This window comes from Halomonas sp. SCS19 (genome assembly GCF_040147015.1).
In the GTDB taxonomy this organism is placed as follows: domain Bacteria; phylum Pseudomonadota; class Gammaproteobacteria; order Pseudomonadales; family Halomonadaceae; genus Halomonas; species Halomonas litopenaei.
On record NZ_JAMSHN010000001.1, the window covers coordinates 4,355,855 to 4,377,534 of the forward strand.

The window sequence follows — 21,680 nt, forward strand, 5'->3', positions numbered from 1 at the left end:
CGACAGTTTGAAGGGGGCTTTTAGCCCCCTTTTTCTGTGGTAGAACGGTTGATCTGATGTCGTCCAGTGCAGGCGTCTCGTTCTCTGCACCTTACTCCGGAAATAGAGCCCTGGAATAGTGCCGTTACTTTTCGGTCTGGGAAAGTCGTTGGTTGAAGTAAGAGATTATCTTTATATTTTGCAATAAACACTTCTTAACTGTGCATTTGTGGGTTGTTCCGATGGAGAACTCTCCCACTTGACCTACTAGACAGTATCGCCCGCACGGGGCCGCCCCTATTTTCTGTGGAAACCCAATAAGCAGAAAGCACGGGGCTAAACCCATGAATATCATTGCTACCGCAGGAAGTGTGTGGATTGTCGACCAGGCAGGCGAACAGCGGGTGGCCAGGCCCGGCGATGTGCTGCAGCCAGGCCAGCGACTTGTCGCCGGAGATGACGGGCGAGTGGTTGTTTCGTCAAGTTCCGGACAGCTACCGCTGGTGCTTGAATCAGGCGAGACAATGGAAATGCCGCTGGGCCAGGGCGACGCCCAATCGTTTCCCTCAGATGAGTTGCTTCTTGCGCAGACTGTCCCGTCCGAGTTGATTCAGGCTTCGCTGCTGCAGGACGAGCAGTTGGAAGAAGTGTTCGAGGTGCTGGAATCGGGCCGGGACCTCTTCGATGTCTTCGACGAGCCTGACGCGGGTCCGGGTGCTGGCCCCGGCAACGACAATGGGCATTCTTTCGTCCGTCTTTTGCGTATTCTCGAGCAGGTTTCTCCACTCGCCTTCGAGTACGGCCTGGACTCGTCCGATGGACAGGAACCCCGACTATTCCTGGGAGATATCGTCGATGGCGACAACCCTGGCGAGGAGGGGGGCGAAGAGGAAGAAGACAACGATGTCAGCCTAGGCGGCTTGGAAGGTGGTCCAGACGGCTCCGGTATAGACCCAGACGCTGGTGATCTTCCGGGGGGGCTGGAAGGTGCCGAGCTCGTGGTACGAGAGTCTGCGCTAGCCCAGGGTAGTCGTCCATCGGCGGACGCCTTGGCGCAGTCCAGCAGTTTCAACTTCGACACTCCCGATGGTCTCGGCGCGCTGACGTTGGGAGGGACGCTCTCCTTGACGCTGGCGGACCTTCAGGCCCTGGAGGGGACTCCCAGGTCCCTCGATACGCCCCATGGCATCCTCTGGCTTGATGGTTTTCAGGGTGACGCCACTGGCGGGACCGTGCTTTACCACTTTGAGCTGACCAATACCGTCGACAATGACGAGACGCAGGGGGCCACCGATGGCGGCTTCCTGGAGCAGATCGAAGTGACGGTGACGGATGTCGATGGTGACGGCCGCACTGCCAGCCTGGATGTGCTGATTCTCGATGATGTTCCCGGCATCGAGCTGGGCGGTCCCGCCGAGGTGGGGGAAGGCAGTACCATCGAGGGGAGCTGGAGCGCCGTTGATTGTGCCGATGGTGTGGCCAGTCTCGTTGTGTCGGTCGCTGGCATCGATGAGTCCTTTGCGCTGGGACAGGAGATCGTGCTCGAGGAAGGACGGTTGATCGTGGAGGCTGATGGAAGTTGGTCATTCACCGCTGCCGTCGGACTCGATCAGGGAGCATCACCGTCGGTGGAGTTCAGTCTGGTACAGACCGACGGAGACGGTGATCAAGCCGATGCTCACCAGCGTATCGAGATCTTCGACGCAACCGTCCCGACCACCCCAACGGATGGCGGTGATCCGGATGCGGCACCGGACGAGGTGGTGCTCGATGAGGACGGCCTGGATGGCGGTATCCCCGGCGGTGATGGCGATGTCGCGGGCGAGGCCACGGTCATCACCGGTGCGCTCGGCTACGACTTCGGCGATGACGGGCCGGCAGTCAGCGGCGCCTTTGCCTGGTCGCAGGTGGGTCTGCCGGCGTTGAGCTCCCGCGGTGAGGTGCTGAATTTCGCCGTGTCGGATGATGGCCTGAGCCTGGTGGCGGCCACGGCAGCGGGCGAAGACGCGCTGCGCATCACCCTGACAGACCTCGCCAGCGGTGCCTTCGAGGTGAGCCTGCTGCGTCCGCTCGACCATCCGGAAAATTCCACCGAGGACGAACTGGCCATGTCGGTCGGCTACACCGTCGCCGATATTGACGGTAGCGAGGCATCCGGCCAGCTCGACGTTCGCATCGATGATGATACCCCGGTGGCGTCGGTGACCACGGGGAACACCCTGATCGACGCCAACGCCAGCTCAGGCGTTATCCAGGTGGCCGAGGGCGCCACCGTCGAAGGCAACTGGTCTCTGAGCCCCGGCGCGGATGGATTCTCCGTCATCGACGTACTGATCAATGGGGCGCCCCTGAGCTTTTCCAGTCTGCCTGGCAGTGACGAGCAGACCACGTTGACCCTGGCGCAGGGCGACCTGACCCTGAGAGGTGACGGTAGCTGGTCCTTTACAGCAGCCAGCGGGCTCGACAACAGTACGCCGCAGAACGTCGATGTCGTGCTTCGCGTGACCGATGGTGACGGTGACGTCGTCGAACTGGATATCAGTGGCGAGATCCTGGATGCATCGGGGCCCACCACCCCAACGGATGGCGGTGATCCGGATGCGGCGCCTGCCGAGGTAGTGCTCGATGAGGACGGCCTGGATGGCGGTATCCCCGGCGGTGATGGCGATGTCGCGGGCGAGGCCACGGTCATCACCGGTGCGCTCGGCTACGACTTCGGCGATGACGGGCCGGCAGTCAGCGGCGCCTTTGCCTGGTCGCAGGTGGGTCTGCCGGCGTTGAGCTCCCGCGGTGAGGTGCTGAATTTCGCCGTGTCGGATGATGGCCTGAGCCTGGTGGCGGCCACGGCAGCGGGCGAAGAGGCGCTGCGCATCACCCTGACAGACCTCGCCAGCGGTGCCTTCGAGGTGAGCCTGCTGCGTCCGCTCGACCATCCGGAAAATTCCCCCGAGGACGATCTGGCCATGTCGGTCGGTTACACCGTCGCCGATGTTGACGGTAGCGAGGCATCCGGCCAGCTCGACATTCGCATCGATGATGATACCCCGGTGGCGTCGGTGACCACGGGGAACACCCTGATCGACGCCAACGCCAGCTCAGGCGTTATCCAGGTGGCCGAGGGCGCCACCGTCGAAGGCAACTGGTCTCTGAGCTCCGGCGCGGATGGACTCTCCGTCATCGACGTACTGATCAATGGGGCGCCCCTGAGCTTTTCCAGTCTGCCTGGCAGTGACGAGCAGACCACGTTGACCCTGGCGCAGGGCGACCTGACCCTGAGAGGTGACGGTAGCTGGTCCTTTACGGCAGCCAGCGGACTCGACAACAGTACGCCGCAGAACGTCGATGTCGTGCTTCGCGTGACCGATGGTGACGGTGACGTCGTCGAACTGGATATCAGTGGCGAGATCCTGGACGCATCGGGGCCCACCACCCCAACGGATGGCGGTGATCCGGATGCGGCGCCTGCCGAGGTGGTGCTCGATGAGGACGGCCTGGATGGCGGTATCCCCGGCGGTGATGGCGATGTCGCGGGCGAGGCCACGGTCATCACCGGTGCGCTCGGCTACGACTTCGGCGACGACGGCCCGGCAGTCAGCGGCGCCTTCGCCTGGTCGCAGGTGGGTCTGCCGGCGTTGAGCTCGCGCGGTGAGGTGCTGAATTTTGCCGTGTCGGATGATGGCCTGAGCCTGGTTGCGGCCACGGCAGCGGGCGAAGAGGCGCTGCGCATCACCCTGACAGACCTTGCCAGCGGTGCCTTCGAGGTGAGCCTGCTGCGTCCGCTCGACCATCCGGAAAATTCCACCGAGGACGATCTGGCCATGTCGGTCGGTTACACCGTCGCCGATGTTGACGGTAGCGAGGCATCCGGCCAGCTCGACATTCGCATCGATGATGATGCGCCGGAGGGCATCGTCTCGGAAGCTTTACTGCTTGAAAATGGCAGCACTGGAGAACTGGCACTTCCGGGCGGGTATGGTGCGGATGGGCAAGGGGCCCCGATCCGCTTCGACGGTGCGCTGGATGGGGCGCCGGTGGAAGACGTCAATGGCAACACCATCATGTTGGATGGCGGACCACTGTCCTGGAGGCTGGCCGACAATGGGGTCGAGCTGGAGGCGGTGACAGCCACCGGACAGGTAGGCTTCAGCGTGGTGCTGGATGAATCAAGCAATCAGGCCCGTCTCGTTGTCGGGGAAGGTGAGCTGTCTGTTTTCAGTCGGCTTGATGGTGACATCGTGGCGACCGCCATTTCGCAGAGCGCGACCCAGGGTGTGCTGGATGTCTCCGAGGGCGGTCTTGATTCGCAGCTGGTGTTCTCCGCGGTGGCCGGCGTTGCGATTGCCGACGGATCACTCATCGTCGGGGCGGGACAGATTGATGAAGGAGACCAGCTGCGTGTCGATATGGTCGCGGGGGCCGAGGAAACCGGCGGTGTGGTGTCCTGGGACTCACATGTGCGCGTCGGCGAGTTTCGCCAGAGTATCTCGATGGCTGGCGCTGACAACGCGCGAGCCACCCTGCTGCTCAGTGCCCGGGCCTACTCGTCACAGCAGGGGGAAGATGAGCCTCTGCCGCTGTCGGCCGGGGACCTGCGCATTCTCGATCAACGGGGCGTGGATGTGACGTCGGAGGTTCAGATCGATGTCATCGATGGGGATCTCAAGGTTGAAGGCTTGCAGGATGGCTGGTCGTTTGTCATCAACAGCGCCGAGGGCATCCAGGCCATCATCATCGAAGGCGGGAACGGTGAACCCTTTGGGCTTGGCAGCGTCGACATCGTCCGTGGGGCTGCGCCAGGAGACGCATCGGTGCCGCTGCCCCTCGAGGCTGCCGATGGCGACGGTGACAAGGCGTCCGGTGAGCTTTCCTTGATCCTGTCAGGCCCGGGTGAGCTCGTGGTGAGCAACAATGCCAACAATACAATCACCACAGGTGGGGGCGACGATGTCGTCATCGCGGACAAGGGTGGGGCAACGATCATCATCGACCCAGCAGGCAACTATAACCTCTCCTTTATTCTCGACTCGTCGGTCAGCATGAATGCAGAAGTCGATACGCCCAGGCCGGATGGATCGGGCAACTATACCCGCCTCGAGCTGCTGAAGGCAGCAATGCTGCGACAGCTCGAGACCCTGGCAGACTTCGAAGGTACCTTGAATCTTCAACTGATCGATTTCGACGGCGTAGCACGAAATCCTGTCGTGTTCGAAGACTTCAGTAGTGCTGACCTGGCTGCGGCCAGGGCCTATATCCTCGGTATGGAAGCCAAGGGATCCACCAATTTCGATGCAGGCTTCGTTGCCAGTACGGACTTCTTCACCCGCATGTCGGATATCAACAGCTTCGAGTCAACGGCGGTCTTTGTCACCGACGGGCTACCGACAATCTGGCTGGACGAGGATGGCAAGCTGGTGATCCCGGATCCGCTGGAGCCCGGTTCTCTTGCGGCGGTGGAGGAATCGGTGGCGTCCTTCGAAGCACTGCTCGAAGTGGCCGATTCGGTCCACGGGATCGGCATAGGGGAAGATAGTCTGGTTGATTACATCCGCCATTTTGACAATACCGACATCCTGGCGAGTGACGTCGAGACTGCGTTGGAAGACGGCAATACCTATACCGGATCCGCCGGTGAGATCAACGTGGTCAACACCGAGGAAGATCTGAATCTTGCTCTTGATACGGGGTCAAGTACCTCGGATCTAGAACCCTTGGGGAGTGACCAGGTATTTGCCGGGGCGGGGGATGATCTTGTATTCGGAGACACGGTCAACTCCGATGATCTCGAATGGGGTAACGGCGATTCCGGGGAGGAGTTTTCATCGGGAGAGCACAATGGTCTAGGTTATGAAGGCCTCTATGAGTTTCTGAAGTGGTCTCCCGATTTTGGCAATGGCACCGCGCCAACGACTGATGAGGTCAAGGCGTATGTTCTGGCCAACGTAGATTCACTGATGAACCTGGAGCGCCAGGACGGTGGTATCGATGAGCTATATGGTGAACAGGGCGATGATGTCCTGATAGGCGGCGCAGGGCAGGATGTTCTGGTGGGCGGTAAAGGAGACGATGTTCTGTGGGGAGGCCTGGATAGTGATCAATTTGTATGGGATGCCGCAGACGCCGAGGTCCCTTCTGTTGATCGTATCGAGGACTTCACTCTCGGAACCACCGATCAAGCTGACAAGCTCGATCTGAGCGGTCTGTTGATCGATGGCGCTGCGTCGGACCTGTCCAGCTATCTGGTGGCTGTCGACGAAGGCGAGGATATTCTCCTGAAGATCAAGACCGATGGCGGGATTGACGCGTCCGGGAACAACGCTGACCTGACCATCGAACTGGGCGGCCTCGGTGTGGCCGGAAGTGGTGAACAGGTGCTGCAGCAGATGCTTGATGATGGACAATTGATCGTCGAGTGACGATGCGTTTTGCAAAAGGGCCTGGCGATGCCAGGCCCTTTTTGTATGCGTCAGTTCACATTCGAGTATCAACAGCAGGACTTTCCTTCAGAAGCAGCCAGTGATGACTGTGGTGGTCTTAGCGATGCCGGGAAAGGAGACATCATCCAGCTGCTGACGCCTTGTCATGTTTTGCTTTGCAGCTTCGCTATTTCTTCCTTCGTTTGTGCGAGGATTGTTCTTTAGTACGGTGCGTGTGCTCCCTTGCCTGTCATTTTTAGTGTTGTATGGATGAAATCACATTAGGAACAGGTAAAGTGTCATGGAAGATGCCGTAATCGTCGCCGCTTCAGGAGGCGTCTGGATAAAAGACGCCGAAGGAAATCTGAAGGTGGCCTTGGCGGGAGATTGCCTTGAAGAGGGGAGTGTTCTGGTAACAGGGCCGACGGGAGTGGCTCGAATAGATGGGGGAAAGGGCCTGCTCGACGAGCACAGCCTGCCCAAAGGTATCGCCGGCGGTCCCGGCGACGCCCCGGGAACCGAGGTGGTGAACACCGGCTGTAACGACAGCGCGAGCGCCAACCTCGGGTTCGACTCTGGGGCTGATGGTGCTGCCGTGCAGGGTGCTTTCCGCTGGGACCTCGACGGGCTGCCTGAGTTGACCAGCCGAGACTCTCCAGTCGAGTTTGTGGTGAGTTCAGACGGCTACACCGTGATGGGCAATGATGCTGATGGCGAGCGGGTCCTGACCATTAATCTGGTGGATGCCGAGACCGGTGATGTGGTGGTCTACCTGAGCAAGGATGTCGACCACCCGGAGGGCGCTCAGGAAAGCGATCTGTCGCTCGAGTTGGGCTACGCCATTACCGACAAGGACGGCTCGACAGTGCGCGGGACGCTTGAGGTGGTGATCAATGACGATACGCCAACCATCACCGGCATCGATCCGGAGGGATTCATTGCCGCGATGGAAGGGTCAAGCCGAGCAGCCGCGCTACCGCTATTGGCGGAAGAGGATGAGCTGGCCTGGAGTCTGGGAGAGCCTGCGTCCAGCGCTGACAGCTCCTATGCCACTGCGGTCGATGTCTTGGGCAATATGCTGGATCTAAGAGAGTTGCTCGAAGACATCGGTGATCTGGAAGGTGGTGAAAAGGTCCTGGCCATCGCAGATGGCGAAGACACCGTGGTCCACGTGAAGCTCGATGGAGGGCTCTTGCAGGACGGCAGCAATGCGGATGTTCAGGTGACGCTAACGGGGGTGTCCATGGACGGAAGCAGTGACGACTTTCTGGTCAGGCTGCTGGAGAGTTCACAGCCGGATATCGGTTGAGCGAGTGGCAGCACGCCCGGCTGTAGCCGGGCGTGCTGGCAGGATGACGGCAGTGCTTTCTGGCCAGACAGGGTTGTCAGGCCGGCTGCTGTCGGTCAACGGCAGGTTGCGGTGACGCCAGTCGTTGCACCATTGCCGTCACCATACGGCTGGAGTGATCCGCCGCCTGCTCGAGGAATTCCTCGAAGGACAGGTGGTTGTCACCTTGCCCGGCGATATCGGACAAGGCGCGAATCACCACGAAGGGGCAACCGTAGAGGTGGCAGGTCTGGGCAATCGCGGCCGCCTCCATTTCTGCCGCCAGCATGGTGGGAAAGCGGTTGCGGGTGCGCGAGACAAGATCGGGGCACGCCATGAAGACGTCGCCGGTCGCGATCAGGCCCTCGACCACCTTGACCTCAGCCATGCCTTCGACGCAGTCCCGTGCCACCCGAACCAGGCGTTCATCCGGGAGATAGGCCGCCGGCATATTGGGCACCTGGCCATGTTCGTAGCCGAATACCACCGCGTCGACATCGTGGTGGCGCACCTCGCTGGACACCACCACGTCGCCGATCGACAGTCCTTCGCCGAACCCGCCTGCGGAACCCGTGTTGATGATCGCCTCGGGCTGGTAGTTGTCCAGCAGCAGCGTCGCCCCGATGGCGGCGTTGACCTTGCCGATCCCGGATTGCAGCAGTACGACCTCGACCCCATGCAGGCGGCCGATGTAGAAGGTGGAGCCGACGTGGGTGCGGGTCCTGACGTCTTCCAGCTGGGCCGCCAGTTGGGCGACTTCCTGCGCCATGGCTCCGATGATGCCAATGCGTTTCATGCGATTCCTCTTGAGGTGGAGCTTCGGCTCAGGCGAAGACCTGGTGCCACTCGTCACGCTTGGCCAGCAGGCCTTTTGCCAGCTCCTGGGCGCCTTCCAGGCTGTGGGATGCGGCCCAGCCACACTGCATTTCGTTGCAGGCAGGAACTTCGGTCGCTGACAGCACGTCGTTGAGCGTACCCTCGATCAGTGCCAGCACGTCGTCGTAGTCGTCGTGGTTGATCATGGCGATATAAAAGCCGGTCTGGCAGCCCATGGGGCTGATATCGACAACCTTGTCCGAGTGGTTGCGCGACAGCTCGGCCATCAGGTGCTCCAGGGAGTGCAGGGCAGGCATCTCCATGTGCTCCTTGTTGGGCTGGCAAATCCGCAAGTCATACTTGTGGATGCGATCGCCGTTGGCGCCGGTCTTGATATCTGCCAGACGCACATAGGGGGCGCGAACCTTGGTGTGGTCGAGGTTGAAGCTCTCGACATTCATCTTCTTGTCGCTCATGGAGTGTCTCCGTGATCCTGTGTTGGATGGGCGCGATGCTACGTCAATTGAGTCCATCACGCATGGATGTCGCAAGTGCAGGTTCAGCCGTCGGGAGTTTCGCGATGCTGGCCGTCATGAATGTCTGCGGCCATCAAGGTGTTTTCCAGCAGGCTGGCTACCGTCATCGGGCCAACGCCACCCGGGACCGGTGTGATGTGACCTGCACGTCGGGCGGCCTCGTCGAAGTCGACGTCGCCCACCAGGCGCCCATCTTCCTGTCGATTGATGCCCACATCGATGACGATCGCGCCGTCACGTACCCATTCGCCTTTCACCAGTCCTGGTTTTCCGACCGCAACCACCAGCAGTTCCGCCTTGCGTACCTGGGCCTCGAGGTCACGGGTAAAGCGGTGACAGACGGTGGTCGTGCAGCCCGCCAGCATCAATTCCAGTGCCATCGGCCGTCCCACGATATTGGAGGCACCGACCACCGTGGCGTCGAGGCCTCGCACCGCTAGACCCGAGTGATGCAGCAGCGTCATCACGCCCTTGGGGGTGCAGGGGCGCAGCAGCGGCAGACGTTGGGCCAGCCGTCCCAGGTTGTAGGGATGGAAGCCGTCCACGTCCTTGCTTGGCAGGATGCGCTCGAGGATAGGGCGAGCGTCCAGGTGGTCGGGCAGCGGAAGTTGAACCAGAATGCCATCGATGGATGCGTCGGCGTTGAGCTGGTCGACCAGGGCTTCGAGCTCTGCCTGTGATGTGGAAGCGGGCAGGGCGTGTTGAACAGATGAAATACCCGCCTGCTCGCAGGCGCGATGCTTGTTGCGTACATAGACGTGGGAGGCGGGGTCTTCACCGACCAGCACCACAGCAAGCCCCGGGATGCGTTCTCCGGCATCGATCCGCGCCTGTACCTGACGGGCGACCTGCTGGCGTACTGTGGCGGCAATGGACTTGCCATCGATGAGCTGGGCGGTCATGGGGTTCCCTCGGTCAGAAGTGGGTGTGCTGGATGAAATTGGCGGCCACGGATTTTCGCACGCTCCGCCATCCAGGCAAAGCTTGAGCCCGAATGACAACAGGAATGTCTCGGTAGCCTGTTGACTTGGCGGGAAAGTTCCGTAGAATACGCAGCGCTTGCAGAGACTGCTTCGGCGGTTTGCATGGCCGAGCGGCTGGCCGGCGGGGTGTAGCGCAGTCTGGTAGCGCGCCTGCTTTGGGAGCAGGATGTCGGGGGTTCGAATCCCTCCACCCCGACCACAACAGCTTGTTGGAGAAGAAGTTTTTCTCGAAAAGCGGGTTGTGGTGAAGAGTTCGGTTCTGTAGAATGCGCCTATAGCTCAACCGGATAGAGCAACGGCCTTCTAAGCCGTAGGTTGCAGGTTCGAGTCCTGCTGGGCGCGCCAGTGAAGTTTGCTGGTAGCTGCTTTTGACAGGCTCGCGCAAAGGTTGTAGCGGTATTGTCCTGATATGGTGGATGTAGCTCAGTGGTAGAGCCCCGGATTGTGGCTCCGGTGGTCGTGGGTTCGATCCCCATCATCCACCCCATTCAGGCGATGCAAGTGTGGTCAAGCCCGAACGTGGGTTCGGTAGCTGACAGGTTGTGGTGGATGTAGCTCAGTGGTAGAGCCCCGGATTGTGGCTCCGGTGGTCGTGGGTTCGATCCCCATCATCCACCCCATCAACCTGATTCCTTCCCCGAGTTTCTTTCTTGAACAAGTCGTTGTCGAATCTGAAGCTGGCAGGCAAAGTTGCTTGTCCGGCGTTTTGTCGTGCCTGTGTTTCGCCCTCTGCGGCGGTCGTGTCGTCATTCGGTGGCCACGAATTTTCCGATAGCCCCTTGTAAAAGACATGCCAGGCCCCATGTTGTGGGCGTTGGCGCTTGCCAGTGCCCGGCGGGATTCTTAGAATCTCCCCTTTGACGTTTTCAATTTTTCAGTACGCCCCCAGTCGGTAGAGGATTATTCATGCAAGTTTCCGTCGATACGACCTCCCAGATCGAACGCCGCATCAACGTCCAGGTGCCGGCCGCCGAGATCGACGAGGCCGTCGCCGCCCGTCTCAAGGATGCCGCCAAGAACGTTCGTCTCGACGGTTTCCGCAAGGGCAAGGTGCCGATGTCGGTCATCCGCCAGCGCTATGGTGCTGATGTGCGCAACGAGGTGGTGGGCGAGGTCATGCGTGAGCGCTATGTTCGCGCCATTACCGATGAGAAGCTCAATCCGGCCGGCTACCCGCAGATCGAAGCCACCGTCAACGAGACCGGCAAGGACCTGGAGTTCACTGCCACCCTCGAGGTCTATCCTGAGTTCGAGCTGGCGACCATTGAAGGCGCCGAGGTCGAGCGTCCGGTGGTTGAAGTGACCGATGCCGACGTCGACGAGATGATCGAGACGCTGCGCAAGCAGAACGCTGCCTGGGAAGAGGTTGAGCGTGCTGCAGAGCAGGGCGATCAGGTCAATATCGACTTCCAGGGCTTCCTGGGTGACGAGCCGTTTGAAGGCGGCAGCGCCGAGAGCCACGATCTGGTGCTGGGTTCCGGCAGCTTCATCCCGGGCTTCGAGGATCAGCTCGAAGGTGCCAAGGCGGGTGAGGACAAGGTCATCAGCGTGACCTTCCCCGAGGACTACCAGGCAGAGCAGCTGGCCGGCCAGGAAGCGACCTTCAAGGTCAAGGTCAACGCGGTCAAGGGCCAGGCGCTGCCGGAAGTCGATGCGGAATTCATCGAGAAATTCGGTGTCGAAGGTGGTGACGTCGAGGCGTTCCGCGCCGAGGTCAAGAAGAACATGAGCCGTGAGGCTGACCAGGCGGTCGAGAATCGCGTCAAGCAGCAGGTGCTCGAGGCCCTCAAGCAGGCCAACGAGATCCCCGTTCCCGAGTCGCTGGTCCAGCAGGAGGTCGATGGCCTCAAGCGTCAGGCGGCGCAGCAGTTTGGTCTGGGCGAGGACTTCGACGTCAGCCAGTTGCCCAACGAGCTGTTTACCGAACAGGCCAAGAGCCGCGTGCAGGTCGGTCTGCTGCTGGCTGAGGTGATCAAGGTCAACGAGCTGGATGCTTCCGACGACGAGATCAAGGCAAAGGTCGAGGAGCTTGCACAGCAGTATCAGGAGCCCGAGCAGGTCGTCGAGTACTATATGGGCAACGAGCAGATGAAGACCCAGGTCAAGTCTGCACTGCTGGAAGAAAAGGCCGTCGACGCTTTGCTCGATCAGGCCAATGTGAAGGACGTGGAAATGTCCTACCAGCAGGCCCTGGCTGCCGCGCAGCAGCAGCCGGGCGACGAGGCGGAGGAAGGCGAGGACGCTTGAGGCGCCTCTCCTGGCCGGCCCCGTCGGGCCGGCTTCGTCGTTTTGTCACGCAAGGAAACAAGGACATCTCCTCATGAACACCGAGTTCGATATCAACGCTGCCGGCGGCCTTGTGCCCATGGTGGTCGAGCAGAGCGCCCGCGGCGAGCGTGCCTACGACATCTACTCCCGGCTGTTGAAGGAGCGGGTGATCTTCCTGGTGGGGCCGGTCGAAGACTATATGGCCAACCTGCTGGTCGCCCAGCTGTTGTTCCTGGAGTCCGAGAACCCGGACAAGGACATCCACCTTTACATCAATTCGCCCGGCGGTTCGGTGACGGCGGGGATGTCCATCTACGACACCATGCAGTTCATCAAGCCTGACGTCTCGACCGTCTGTATCGGTCAGGCGGCGAGCATGGGAGCCCTGCTGCTGGCCGGTGGTGCCGCTGGCAAGCGCTATTGCCTGCCCAACTCGCGGATGATGATCCACCAGCCGCTGGGTGGCTATCAGGGGCAGGCCTCGGACATCGAGATTCACACCCGTGAAATTTTGGGCATCCGCGAGCGACTGAACCAGATCCTGGCGCACCACACCGGCCAGGATATCGAGACCATCGCCAAGGATACCGATCGCGACAACTTCATGAACGGCGCCCAGGCCGCGGAGTATGGCCTGATCGACGCAGTGCTGGATAAGCGCCCGGCATCCTGATAGCGTGATAGCTCGCGCGATGACTACGTGATTACCGGTGGCCCCTGGGGCCACCGCTGCCAGAGAGGTACGCGAATGGCCGACGGCAAAGGCAAGGACGACAACGGCAAGCTTCTGTATTGTTCGTTCTGTGGCAAGAACCAGAACGAAGTACGCAAGCTGATCGCCGGTCCGTCCGTTTATATCTGCGATGAGTGTGTCGATCTCTGCAACGACATCATTCGCGAAGAAGTTCTCGATGCCGATGCCGAGAGCGACGAGGAGCGTCTGCCCGTTCCGCGCGAAATTCGACACACCCTCGACGACTACGTGATCGGTCAGGACCGCGCCAAGACGGTGCTGTCGGTGGCCGTGTACAACCACTACAAGCGTCTGCGTCACAGTGGCAAGGATGAGGTCGAGCTCGGCAAGTCGAACATCCTGCTGATCGGGCCCACCGGTAGCGGCAAGACTCTGCTGGCGGAGACCCTGGCGCGGTTGCTCAATGTTCCCTTCACCATCGCCGATGCCACCACGCTGACCGAAGCGGGCTACGTCGGCGAGGATGTCGAGAACATCATCCAGAAGCTGCTGCAGAAGTGCGACTACGACGTGGACAAGGCCGAGCGTGGCATTGTCTACATCGACGAGATCGACAAGATCTCGCGCAAGTCGGACAATCCGTCGATCACCCGGGACGTTTCCGGCGAGGGCGTGCAGCAGGCGCTGTTGAAGCTGATCGAGGGCACCACGGCCTCGGTGCCTCCGCAAGGTGGTCGCAAGCATCCGCAGCAGGAATTTCTGCAGGTTGATACCGGCAATATCCTGTTTATCGTCGGCGGTGCCTTCGCCGGCCTCGACAAGGTTATCCGGGATCGTGCCGAGACCGGTGGCATTGGCTTCAATGCCGAGGTCAAGAGCAAGGATGAGACCAAGGGTGTCGGCGATCTGCTGCTGGACGTGGAACCCGAGGATCTGGTCAAGTTCGGCCTGATTCCCGAGTTCGTCGGACGTCTGCCGGTCATCGCAACCTTGACCGAGCTGACCGAAGACGCGCTGATTCAGATCCTGACCGAGCCGAAGAACTCGCTGGTCAAGCAGTACGCTCGGTTGTTCGACATGGAAGGCGTCGAGCTGGACTTCCGCGAGGATGCCCTGCGCGCGGTGGCCCACAAGGCAATGGCGCGCAAGACCGGCGCCCGTGGCCTACGTTCGATTCTCGAGTCGGTGCTGCTCGACACCATGTACGAGATTCCCTCTCTCGAGGGCGTCAGCAAGGTGGTTATCGACGCCTCTGTCATCGGTGGGGAGAGTGATCCCCTGCTGATCTACAGCCAGGCCAGCGACGCTGAGGAAGACACTCGCGTGGACGGCACCGACGGCTAGTCCGTCAGCGCTTCCCGCGACGCCGTCAAAAGGGGCCGCAGACGCGGCCCCTTTGTCTGCCGGAGCCTTCGATGGCGATTCGGCTAGGCGTTTCCCCTTGCAATGCCTCGGGGCTGCCCCCATCCCCTTAGGTTTCACCCGCTAAGTTTGAGGAACGTCTGCGATGCAGCAGAACGCCGAACAGACTATGAGTCTGCCCCTTTTGCCACTGCGTGACGTGGTGGTATACCCGCAGATGGTCATCCCCTTGTTTGTCGGCAGAGAGAAGTCGATTCAAGCGCTGGAAGCCGCCATGGCGGATGACAAGCGGGTCTTGCTGGTCGCCCAGCGTGAGGCGAGCAAGGATGATCCCGATGACGAAGATCTGTTCGCCATCGGCACGGTAGCCGAGATCATGCAGCTGCTGAAACTCCCGGACGGTACCGTCAAGGTGCTGATCGAGGGCGAGTCTCGCGCCGATATCGGTGAGATCTCGGTAGCCGAAGAGGGTTACTCCACGGCCCAGGTGATACTGCGTTCCAGCGAGCCCCTGAGCGAGCGTGAGCAGGAGTCGTTGGTGCGGGTGCTGCTCAACCAGTTCGAGCAGTACGTCAAGATGTCGAAGAAGGTGCCCAACGAGGTACTGAATTCGCTGTCCGGGATCGAGGATCCCAGCCGCCTGGTGGATACGATCTGCGCCCATCTGTCGCTGAAGATCGGCGACAAGCAGGAATTGCTCGAGATGGATCGCGTCCGCGATCGTATCGAGCACCTGATGGCGCTGATCGAAGCCGAGATCGACCTGCTGCAGGTAGAGAAGCGCATTCGCTCCAGGGTCAAGGACCAGATGGAGAAGTCCCAGCGCGAGTACTACCTCAACGAGCAGATGAAGGCCATCCAGAAGGAGATGGGCGAGCTCGAGAACGCGCCAAACGAGGCCGACAAGTACGAGCAGGCCATCAAGGACTCCGGGATGCCCAAGGAGGCCGCCGACAAGGCCAACCAGGAGCTCGGCAAGTTGCGCATGATGTCACCTTCCTCGGCGGAGGCGACGGTGGTGCGCTCTTACCTCGACTGGCTGGTGTCGGTACCGTGGAAGAAACGTACCCGGGTCAAGCACGATCTGATCAATGCCCAGAAGGTGCTCGACGAGGACCACTATGGACTGGATGAGGTCAAGGAACGCATCCTCGAGTACCTGGCCGTGCACAAGCGGGTCAAGAAGCTCAAGGGGCCGGTGCTGTGTCTGGTGGGGCCTCCCGGCGTCGGCAAGACCTCGCTGGGCAAGTCCATCGCCCGGGCGACCAATCGCAAGTACGTGCGTCTGGCCCTCGGCGGCGTGCGTGATGAATCGGAAATCCGTGGGCATCGCCGGACCTATATCGGCTCTCTGCCCGGAAAGCCGATCCAGCGCATGGCCAAGGCGGGGGTGAAGAACCCGTTGTTCCTGCTTGATGAGGTCGACAAGGTTGGCATGGATCATCGTGGAGATCCTGCGTCTGCGCTGCTTGAGGTGCTGGACCCCGAACAGAACAACACCTTCAGTGACCACTACCTGGAGCTGGACTACGATCTGTCGGAAACTCTGTTCATCTGTACCGCCAACTCGATGAATATTCCGGGGCCGCTGCTGGACCGCATGGAGGTGATACGCCTCCCGGGGTACACCGAGGATGAGAAGCTGGCCATCGCCACGCGCTATCTGGTGCCCAAGCAGCTGGCCGCCAATGGCTTCAAGGAAGATGAGCTGAGCTTTGGTGAGGATGCGCTGCTGGAGCTGATTCGCTACTACACCCGCGAAGCCGGCGTTCGCGAGCTCGAGCGGCAGATCGCCAAGGTCAGTCGCAAGGTGTTGCGTGAGCGGCTCGAGAAGGAAGGCAAGGAAGGTGCCCTGGGCTCGCAGACGCTGGCGGCCGAGGATATCGAAGCCTACGCTGGCGTGCGGCGTTACAGCTACGGTCTGGCCGACCAGCAGGACCAGGTCGGTCGTGTGACCGGACTCGCCTGGACCTCGGTGGGAGGTGAGTTGCTCAATATCGAGTCGGTGGTGACGCCTGGCAAGGGGCGTCTCAACAAGACCGGTTCACTGGGTGACGTCATGAAGGAGTCGGTGAGTGCCGCCCAGACGGTGGTGCGGGCCCGCGCCGAGGCCCTGGGGATCGATCCCGAGCGGTTCGAGAAGGAAGACCTGCATATCCACGTGCCGGAGGGAGCCACCCCCAAGGACGGCCCCAGCGCGGGTATCGCCATGGTGACCGCCATGGTCTCGGCATTCTGCAACCGTCCTGTGCGTTGCGACGTCGCGATGACCGGTGAAGTCAACCTGAGAGGCGAAGTCATGCCGATCGGTGGGCTCAAGGAGAAATTGCTGGCGGCCAGGCGCGGTGGTATAAAGACGGTGCTAATACCCGAGGAGAACCGTCGCGATCTCAAGGAGGTCCCTGAAAATATCAAGGATGCTCTGACGATCCATCCGGTTCGCTGGATTGATGAAGTGCTCGAGCTCGCTCTGTCACAAAAGGTGGATCAAAAAACCGACGATTCACTGTCGACAGAGTCGTCTGCGACACACTCAATGGTCAGCACACACTAGTGACGTTTTTTCCATGATCTTGGGTGTAGAATGCCGAGTTCATGCGGATTGGCAAGGAAGGTTGCTTGACAGGTCTTTTGCAGCATTGCTATAAATTATCGCCATGCTGCGATCGAGCCTGTCGGCAAGAAGTATCGCCGTTTCGAATTTTTTTCTGTAATAGTCAAGGGGTGAAGTGTGAACAAGTCCGAGCTGATTGATGCCATTGCCGCGTCTGCCGATATTCCGAAGGCCGCCGCTTCTCGCGCGCTGGATGCTATGGTGGAATCCGTGACCGAGAGCCTGAAGCAGGGCGACAGCGTTTCACTGGTTGGCTTTGGTACCTTCTCCGTCAAGGAGCGCGCTGCACGTACCGGCCGCAACCCGCAGACCGGTCAGCCGATCGAAATCAGTGCCGCCAAGGTGCCGAGCTTCAAGGCCGGCAAGGCTCTGAAGGATTCCGTCAACTAAGACGCGTGGTCTCGGCGGCACGTCGAGCATCGTCACGTTGACACGAGTCTGGCGGCCACCGCCTACGCCGGACTCGCCAAGGGCGCATCGCTATCGCGGTGCGCCTTTTTCATGAGTTTGGGGGAGGTCGCGCCAGGCCCTCGGGTGCGTATACTGGTGCGCGACGAATCCCCATCCTTTCGCAGAGGCATGCATGCTGCAGAGTATTCGCGACCGATCCCAGAGCTGGATCGCAAAGATCATCATTGGTGCCGTGATCGTCACCATGGCACTGTTTGGCGTGGAGTCGTTGATTGGTCTATTCGGACAATCCGGCGATGAGGTCGCCACGGTCAATGGTGAGCCCATCAATCGCCAGCAGGTCGAACTGAATGTCCAGCGCGCCATGCGCTCCAACCAGGTGCCAGCCGACCAGGAGCGCGCGCTTCGCGGCGAAGTGCTTGAAGGCTTGATCAGTGACCGCTTGATGATCGATTACGCCAAGAACGGCGGACTAGCGGTTTCGGACAATCAACTCGACCAGTTGATCGTCAGTCGCCCGGAGTTTCAGAATGCCGATGGCCAGTTCGACCAGGAGCTCTTCCGCAGCCGTCTTTCCAGTGTCGGCTATACGCCATTGTCCTTCCGCGAGCAGCTCAGTCGTGACGTCATGCGCGGGCACATTCAGCAAGGCCTGATCGCCAGCGACTTCACCTTGCCAGGTGAACGCGAGCGGCTTGCCGAGTTGCAGCGCCAGACGCGTAGTTTCCGCTACCACCGGCTGACCGAGGCGGACCTCGAAGCGCCTGTCGAGGTGTCTCAGGCGGAAATGACAGCCTACTACAACGAGCATCAGCAGGAATTCCTGCGGCCGGAGCAGGTCAAGCTCGGTTACATCGTGCTCGATCAGGAGACCATGGCCGCCGATATCGAGGTGAGCGAGGAGGACCTGCGCGAAGCCTGGGAAGCCCAGGCGGAGAACGCCGATCGTCAGATATCACACATCATGGTGACCTTCGGCGACGAGCGCAGCAGAGACGAGGCCGAGGCCCGTATCGAAGCCATCAAGGCGCGACTGGCCGATGGCGACGCTTTCGACGATCTGGCGGCCGAGTTCTCCGATGACACATCCACCAGCGACGACGGTGGCGATCTTGGGGTGATCACCCGGGGTATCTTCGGCGAGGCCTTTGAAGAGGCCGCCTTTGCCCTCGACGAGGGCCAGGTCTCCGAGGCGGTCGAGACCGACAACGGACTGCACCTGATCAAGGTGACCGAGATCGATCGTGCGGACTTTGCCTCCGAGCGTGACCGTCTGCGTGATCAGCTTGCTCAGGCACAGGTGCGTGACGCCTTCAATGACAAGGCCCAGCAGTTGATCGACGAGAGCTTCGCTGCCGACGATCTTCAGAGTGTGGCTGACGACCTTGGACTCGAGCGTCAGACCAGTGATTGGGTCGGTCGTGAAGGCGCTGAAGGCGTACTGGCCGAACCTGGCGTGATGGATCAGGCCTTCAGCGATGAGGTGCTTGGAGAGGGCTTCAACAGCGAGGTCATCGAGCTGGATGGTTCACGGCGTCTGGTGCTGCGGGTACTCGATCACCGCGACGCGGCGACGCTCCCACTGGAGCAGGTGAAGGACCAGGTCGAAGCGGCGGTGCGTCAAGCCAAGACCCGCGACGCCTTGATCGAGCTTGCTGAAGAGCGAGTGTCGCAGCTGCAGGGGGGCCAGTCTCTGGACATCGATTGGCAGCGTGCTGACAACATCAGCCGTCAGGACGCGCCCAGCGTACCCGATGCAGTGCTGACCACCGCGTTCAAGCTGCCGCATCCTGAAGAGGGCCAGGTGGTTTACGGCCGGGCGGTCGATGGCGCCGATGTCAGTCTTATTGCCCTGGAGAGCATTGGCCAGGGTGAGGGTAACCAGCAGATGGAGCAGTTTGTCGCCAGCATGGCCGAGCGGCTGCGTGCCCAGGCGGTGCTGGATGGCCTGTTGACCCATCTACGCGATACCGGCGAGATCGAGCGTTACTAGCCAACTCGTCTAGCCAGCGCGGAGAGGGGCCGCACGCGTGTCGCGGTCCCCCTGCTGTCGAAAAGGAGCGCCATCTGGCGCTCCTTTTCGTTGGCGCCGGCCTGTGGAGTCCTGTTGGAACGATTGTTGGAGCGATGTTTCGGGTATTGCGTGCCTGCTCGATGGTTCTTTTTATACCGTTATCTTGCGTTCTATTGAAGCGCATACGGCGTTCAGGGTATAGCGTCGCACAAGGCCTCTGCATAGGCTGTTTATATTTATACCGTTATCTTATTGGTCGTCATCTGCTGCCAATCTTCTAGCCGGAGCCAAGAACCGTCATGCAACCACTGGCCAGCATCCCCACCCATGTCATCACCGGATTTCTCGGCAGCGGCAAGAGCCAGTTGATCCGCCATTGGATCGATCGCAAACCCGTTGGTGAGCGGTGGGCAATCCTGATCAATGAATTTGGTCAGGTGGGCATCGACCAAGCGATAGTCGGGGAGCGCGACGACGTCACCGTGCAGGGGGTGCCAGGAGGGTGTCTCTGCTGTCAGGTGGCGACGGTCTTCCGCTCGGTGCTGGTGCAGTTGCTGCGCCGCGAACGGCCAGATCGACTGCTGATCGAGCCCTCCGGGCTCGGCCACCCGGCCGGCCTGCTGGAGGTGCTGGGGGGCGGCGATCTTGCCCAGGTGCTGGATCTCCGCCAGGTCATCACTGTGCTCGATGCACGCCGTCTCGATGATCCCAGAGTCACTAACCACTCCACCTTTATCGATCAGCTGGCAGTGGCCGATGGATGGGTGCTGTCCATGCAGGACCTGCTCGAGAACGAGCATCGCCAAGGGGTCGAGCGATGGCGCCAGGAGAGTGGCTTGGCACCATCCTGGATGGTGCCAAGCGGCGCGAAAGGGTTGCCGATCAGCCATCTGCTCGACTCCCCGGCGCGAGGCCGTCAGAACGTCCGTGGCGATGCTCAGAGTCTGCTGCTGCGTCGGCCTTCGCTGCATGCCGAGGCGATCGACTCGTCGCCAGGTACGCCAGAGGTCCCGGCGCCCATCGCCGGTGGTGCAGCAAGACAGAACGGACACGGTCTGGGGTATCGCTCCGCAAGCTGGCATTGGCACGGCGAGGAGTGCTTCGCTCTCGCAGCGCTGGAGCAGTGGTGGAAGCAACTGCCATCTGGCGTGCGGGTGAAAGGGGTCATGCGAACCGGCCGGGGCTGGCGCACCTTCCCGCTTCCGTCCGTTCCCGGCAAGGAGGCTCAGGCGTCCTGGCGCAAGGATTCGCGGCTCGAGATGATCTGGCCAGAGGATATGGAACTCGATATCGATGGCCTGGAGCGGGCGCTCGAGCAGTGTCGACGTCGGCCGTCGGGTGAGGCGGGGCCGGACGCCTGAGCGTCCGGCGTGTCATCGATGCCCGAAGGCCCAGGGCGGGCAGGGCGTCGATAAAGACTGCGTCAGAAGGAAAAGCGGTTGAGTGATGGGGCCTCGCCGTCTTCGATGCGCACCTCCCAGCCCTGATCGCGGGTCCAGTCGCCGACCACGATACGTTGCGCCGACACGGGATCGCCCTGAGGACCGGCAAGGCTCAAGTCATGCACGGCGGGACGATGGGTATGACCGTGAATCAGCCTGCGAACCTCGTGGGCCTGCATCACGTCGACGACTTCCTCGGGGGTGACGTCCATGATGTCAGCGGCCTTGGTGCTGTTGGCCTCGCCGGACTGCTGACGCAACTGGCTTGCCAAGGCCAGACGTTCCGGGATCGGCATGGCAAGGACTCCAGCCTGCCACTGCGGGTCACGGGCCTTGGCGCGAAACGCCATGTAGGCTTCGTCGCTGGTGCACAGGCTGTCACCGTGCATCACCAGGGTAGGCTCACCGCCAAGGTCAAGTCGTTGTGGTTCGTCGAGCAGGGTGGCGCCGGCCCGCTGGGCGAAGCTTTCGCCCAGCAGGAAGTCGCGGTTGCCGTGCATCAGGAAAAGTCGCATGCCGGCGTCGCTGGCAGCCTTGAGGCGTTCGGCCACCTGGCAGGCCAGAGCCGCGTGGCCAGACGGATCCGCGGCGCCGAGATCCATCAGGTCGTCGCCGATCCAGGCGTCGAAGATGTCACCGATCAGGTAAAGATCGGTGCCTTCGGCGGTGTTGCGCTCGAGGTAGTCGAAGAATCCTTGGGTGATCTGCGGCGCCTCGGGATGCAGGTGCAGGTCAGCGATCAACAGAGTGGTCATGGTGTTCATGGTCTCCTGAACGCAGCACGCCCGCAGCGCGGGCGTGCTCGGTGGAAAGGCAGGAGG

The 21,680-nt window shown here is 61.1% G+C and carries 13 protein-coding genes and 4 tRNA genes; 13 read left to right on the top strand and 4 right to left on the bottom strand.

The genetic code is table 11. The annotated features are described in order from the left end of the window. Positions 1 to 323: 323 nt before the first annotated feature. The gene (locus NFH97_RS18925) at positions 324 to 6,392 is read left to right on the top strand and encodes a retention module-containing protein (protein ID WP_349625374.1); all 6,069 of its coding nucleotides are present in this window, start codon (positions 324 to 326) and stop codon (positions 6,390 to 6,392) included. Positions 6,393 to 6,693: 301 nt separating this feature from the next. After that, positions 6,694 to 7,701, top strand: coding sequence for a DUF5801 repeats-in-toxin domain-containing protein (locus tag NFH97_RS18930; protein ID WP_349625375.1), 1,008 nt, complete (start codon positions 6,694 to 6,696; stop codon positions 7,699 to 7,701). 76 nt (positions 7,702 to 7,777) lie between these two features. Here NFH97_RS18930 and mtnN read toward each other — a convergent pair whose 3' ends face one another. The 3 genes from mtnN to folD all read right to left on the bottom strand — a co-directional run bounded on the left by mtnN (position 7,778) and on the right by folD (position 9,973). Further along, positions 7,778 to 8,515: a 5'-methylthioadenosine/S-adenosylhomocysteine nucleosidase gene (mtnN, locus tag NFH97_RS18935; protein ID WP_045993756.1), complete on the bottom strand. Its 738-nt coding sequence runs from the start codon at positions 8,513 to 8,515 to the stop codon at positions 7,778 to 7,780. 28 nt (positions 8,516 to 8,543) lie between these two features. Next, positions 8,544 to 9,011 (bottom strand): S-ribosylhomocysteine lyase, encoded by a 468-nt coding sequence (locus NFH97_RS18940; protein ID WP_108133369.1) that lies wholly within the window; start codon positions 9,009 to 9,011, stop codon positions 8,544 to 8,546. Between the two features lie 83 nt (positions 9,012 to 9,094). After that, positions 9,095 to 9,973, bottom strand: a complete 879-nt coding sequence (folD, locus tag NFH97_RS18945) for a bifunctional methylenetetrahydrofolate dehydrogenase/methenyltetrahydrofolate cyclohydrolase FolD (protein ID WP_045993754.1) — start codon at positions 9,971 to 9,973, stop codon at positions 9,095 to 9,097. A gap of 203 nt (positions 9,974 to 10,176) precedes the next feature. On the opposite strand from folD, the gene NFH97_RS18950 reads away from it, so the two are divergent. The 11 genes from NFH97_RS18950 to NFH97_RS19000 all read left to right on the top strand — a co-directional run bounded on the left by NFH97_RS18950 (position 10,177) and on the right by NFH97_RS19000 (position 20,778). Beyond that, positions 10,177 to 10,253, top strand: a tRNA-Pro gene (locus NFH97_RS18950). Positions 10,254 to 10,322: 69 nt separating this feature from the next. Next, a tRNA-Arg gene (locus NFH97_RS18955) sits at positions 10,323 to 10,399 on the top strand. 67 nt (positions 10,400 to 10,466) lie between these two features. Then, a tRNA-His gene (locus NFH97_RS18960) sits at positions 10,467 to 10,541 on the top strand. A gap of 58 nt (positions 10,542 to 10,599) precedes the next feature. Beyond that, positions 10,600 to 10,674: transfer RNA gene (locus tag NFH97_RS18965), tRNA-His, on the top strand. Between the two features lie 286 nt (positions 10,675 to 10,960). Beyond that, positions 10,961 to 12,301, top strand: a complete 1,341-nt coding sequence (gene tig / locus NFH97_RS18970) for a trigger factor (RefSeq protein WP_045993753.1) — start codon at positions 10,961 to 10,963, stop codon at positions 12,299 to 12,301. Positions 12,302 to 12,374: 73 nt separating this feature from the next. Then, positions 12,375 to 12,995, top strand: coding sequence for an ATP-dependent Clp endopeptidase proteolytic subunit ClpP (clpP, locus tag NFH97_RS18975; RefSeq protein WP_045993752.1), 621 nt, complete (start codon positions 12,375 to 12,377; stop codon positions 12,993 to 12,995). A gap of 75 nt (positions 12,996 to 13,070) precedes the next feature. Continuing rightward, positions 13,071 to 14,360 carry an ATP-dependent Clp protease ATP-binding subunit ClpX gene (gene clpX / locus NFH97_RS18980; protein ID WP_045993751.1) on the top strand — a complete coding sequence of 430 codons (1,290 nt, stop codon included), beginning with the start codon at positions 13,071 to 13,073 and terminating at the stop codon, positions 14,358 to 14,360. 163 nt (positions 14,361 to 14,523) lie between these two features. Then, entirely contained in the window at positions 14,524 to 16,932 is a 2,409-nt protein-coding gene (lon, locus tag NFH97_RS18985) for an endopeptidase La (protein ID WP_045993750.1), read from the top strand. Between the two features lie 177 nt (positions 16,933 to 17,109). Further along, positions 17,110 to 17,382: a nucleoid-associated protein HU-beta gene (gene hupB, locus NFH97_RS18990; protein ID WP_045993749.1), complete on the top strand. Its 273-nt coding sequence runs from the start codon at positions 17,110 to 17,112 to the stop codon at positions 17,380 to 17,382. A gap of 193 nt (positions 17,383 to 17,575) precedes the next feature. Beyond that, positions 17,576 to 19,396, top strand: coding sequence for a SurA N-terminal domain-containing protein (locus NFH97_RS18995; RefSeq protein WP_349625376.1), 1,821 nt, complete (start codon positions 17,576 to 17,578; stop codon positions 19,394 to 19,396). A gap of 320 nt (positions 19,397 to 19,716) precedes the next feature. Then, on the top strand, positions 19,717 to 20,778 hold the full coding sequence (locus NFH97_RS19000; protein WP_349625378.1) for a CobW family GTP-binding protein: 1,062 nt from the start codon (positions 19,717 to 19,719) through the stop codon (positions 20,776 to 20,778). A 62-nt stretch (positions 20,779 to 20,840) separates the two neighbouring features. Here the strand turns inward: NFH97_RS19000 and NFH97_RS19005 are convergent, their stop codons facing one another. Continuing rightward, complete coding sequence (locus NFH97_RS19005; protein WP_311767537.1) at positions 20,841 to 21,623, bottom strand: UDP-2,3-diacylglucosamine diphosphatase; 783 nt, start codon at positions 21,621 to 21,623, stop codon at positions 20,841 to 20,843. Between the last annotated feature and the right edge of the window lie 57 nt (positions 21,624 to 21,680).

Excerpts from the sequence above, each read along its gene's own strand:
- NFH97_RS18925 (WP_349625374.1), top strand. The coding sequence starts at position 324 with ATGAATATCATTGCTACCGCAGGAAGTGTGTGGATTGTCGACCAGGCA.
- NFH97_RS18930 (WP_349625375.1), top strand. The coding sequence starts at position 6,694 with ATGGAAGATGCCGTAATCGTCGCCGCTTCAGGAGGCGTCTGGATAAAA.
- mtnN (WP_045993756.1), bottom strand. The coding sequence starts at position 8,515 with ATGAAACGCATTGGCATCATCGGAGCCATGGCGCAGGAAGTCGCCCAA.
- NFH97_RS18940 (WP_108133369.1), bottom strand. The coding sequence starts at position 9,011 with ATGAGCGACAAGAAGATGAATGTCGAGAGCTTCAACCTCGACCACACC.
- folD (WP_045993754.1), bottom strand. The coding sequence starts at position 9,973 with ATGACCGCCCAGCTCATCGATGGCAAGTCCATTGCCGCCACAGTACGC.
- tig (WP_045993753.1), top strand. The coding sequence starts at position 10,961 with ATGCAAGTTTCCGTCGATACGACCTCCCAGATCGAACGCCGCATCAAC.
- clpP (WP_045993752.1), top strand. The coding sequence starts at position 12,375 with ATGAACACCGAGTTCGATATCAACGCTGCCGGCGGCCTTGTGCCCATG.
- clpX (WP_045993751.1), top strand. The coding sequence starts at position 13,071 with ATGGCCGACGGCAAAGGCAAGGACGACAACGGCAAGCTTCTGTATTGT.
- lon (WP_045993750.1), top strand. The coding sequence starts at position 14,524 with ATGCAGCAGAACGCCGAACAGACTATGAGTCTGCCCCTTTTGCCACTG.
- NFH97_RS18995 (WP_349625376.1), top strand. The coding sequence starts at position 17,576 with ATGCTGCAGAGTATTCGCGACCGATCCCAGAGCTGGATCGCAAAGATC.
- NFH97_RS19000 (WP_349625378.1), top strand. The coding sequence starts at position 19,717 with ATGCAACCACTGGCCAGCATCCCCACCCATGTCATCACCGGATTTCTC.
- NFH97_RS19005 (WP_311767537.1), bottom strand. The coding sequence starts at position 21,623 with ATGAACACCATGACCACTCTGTTGATCGCTGACCTGCACCTGCATCCC.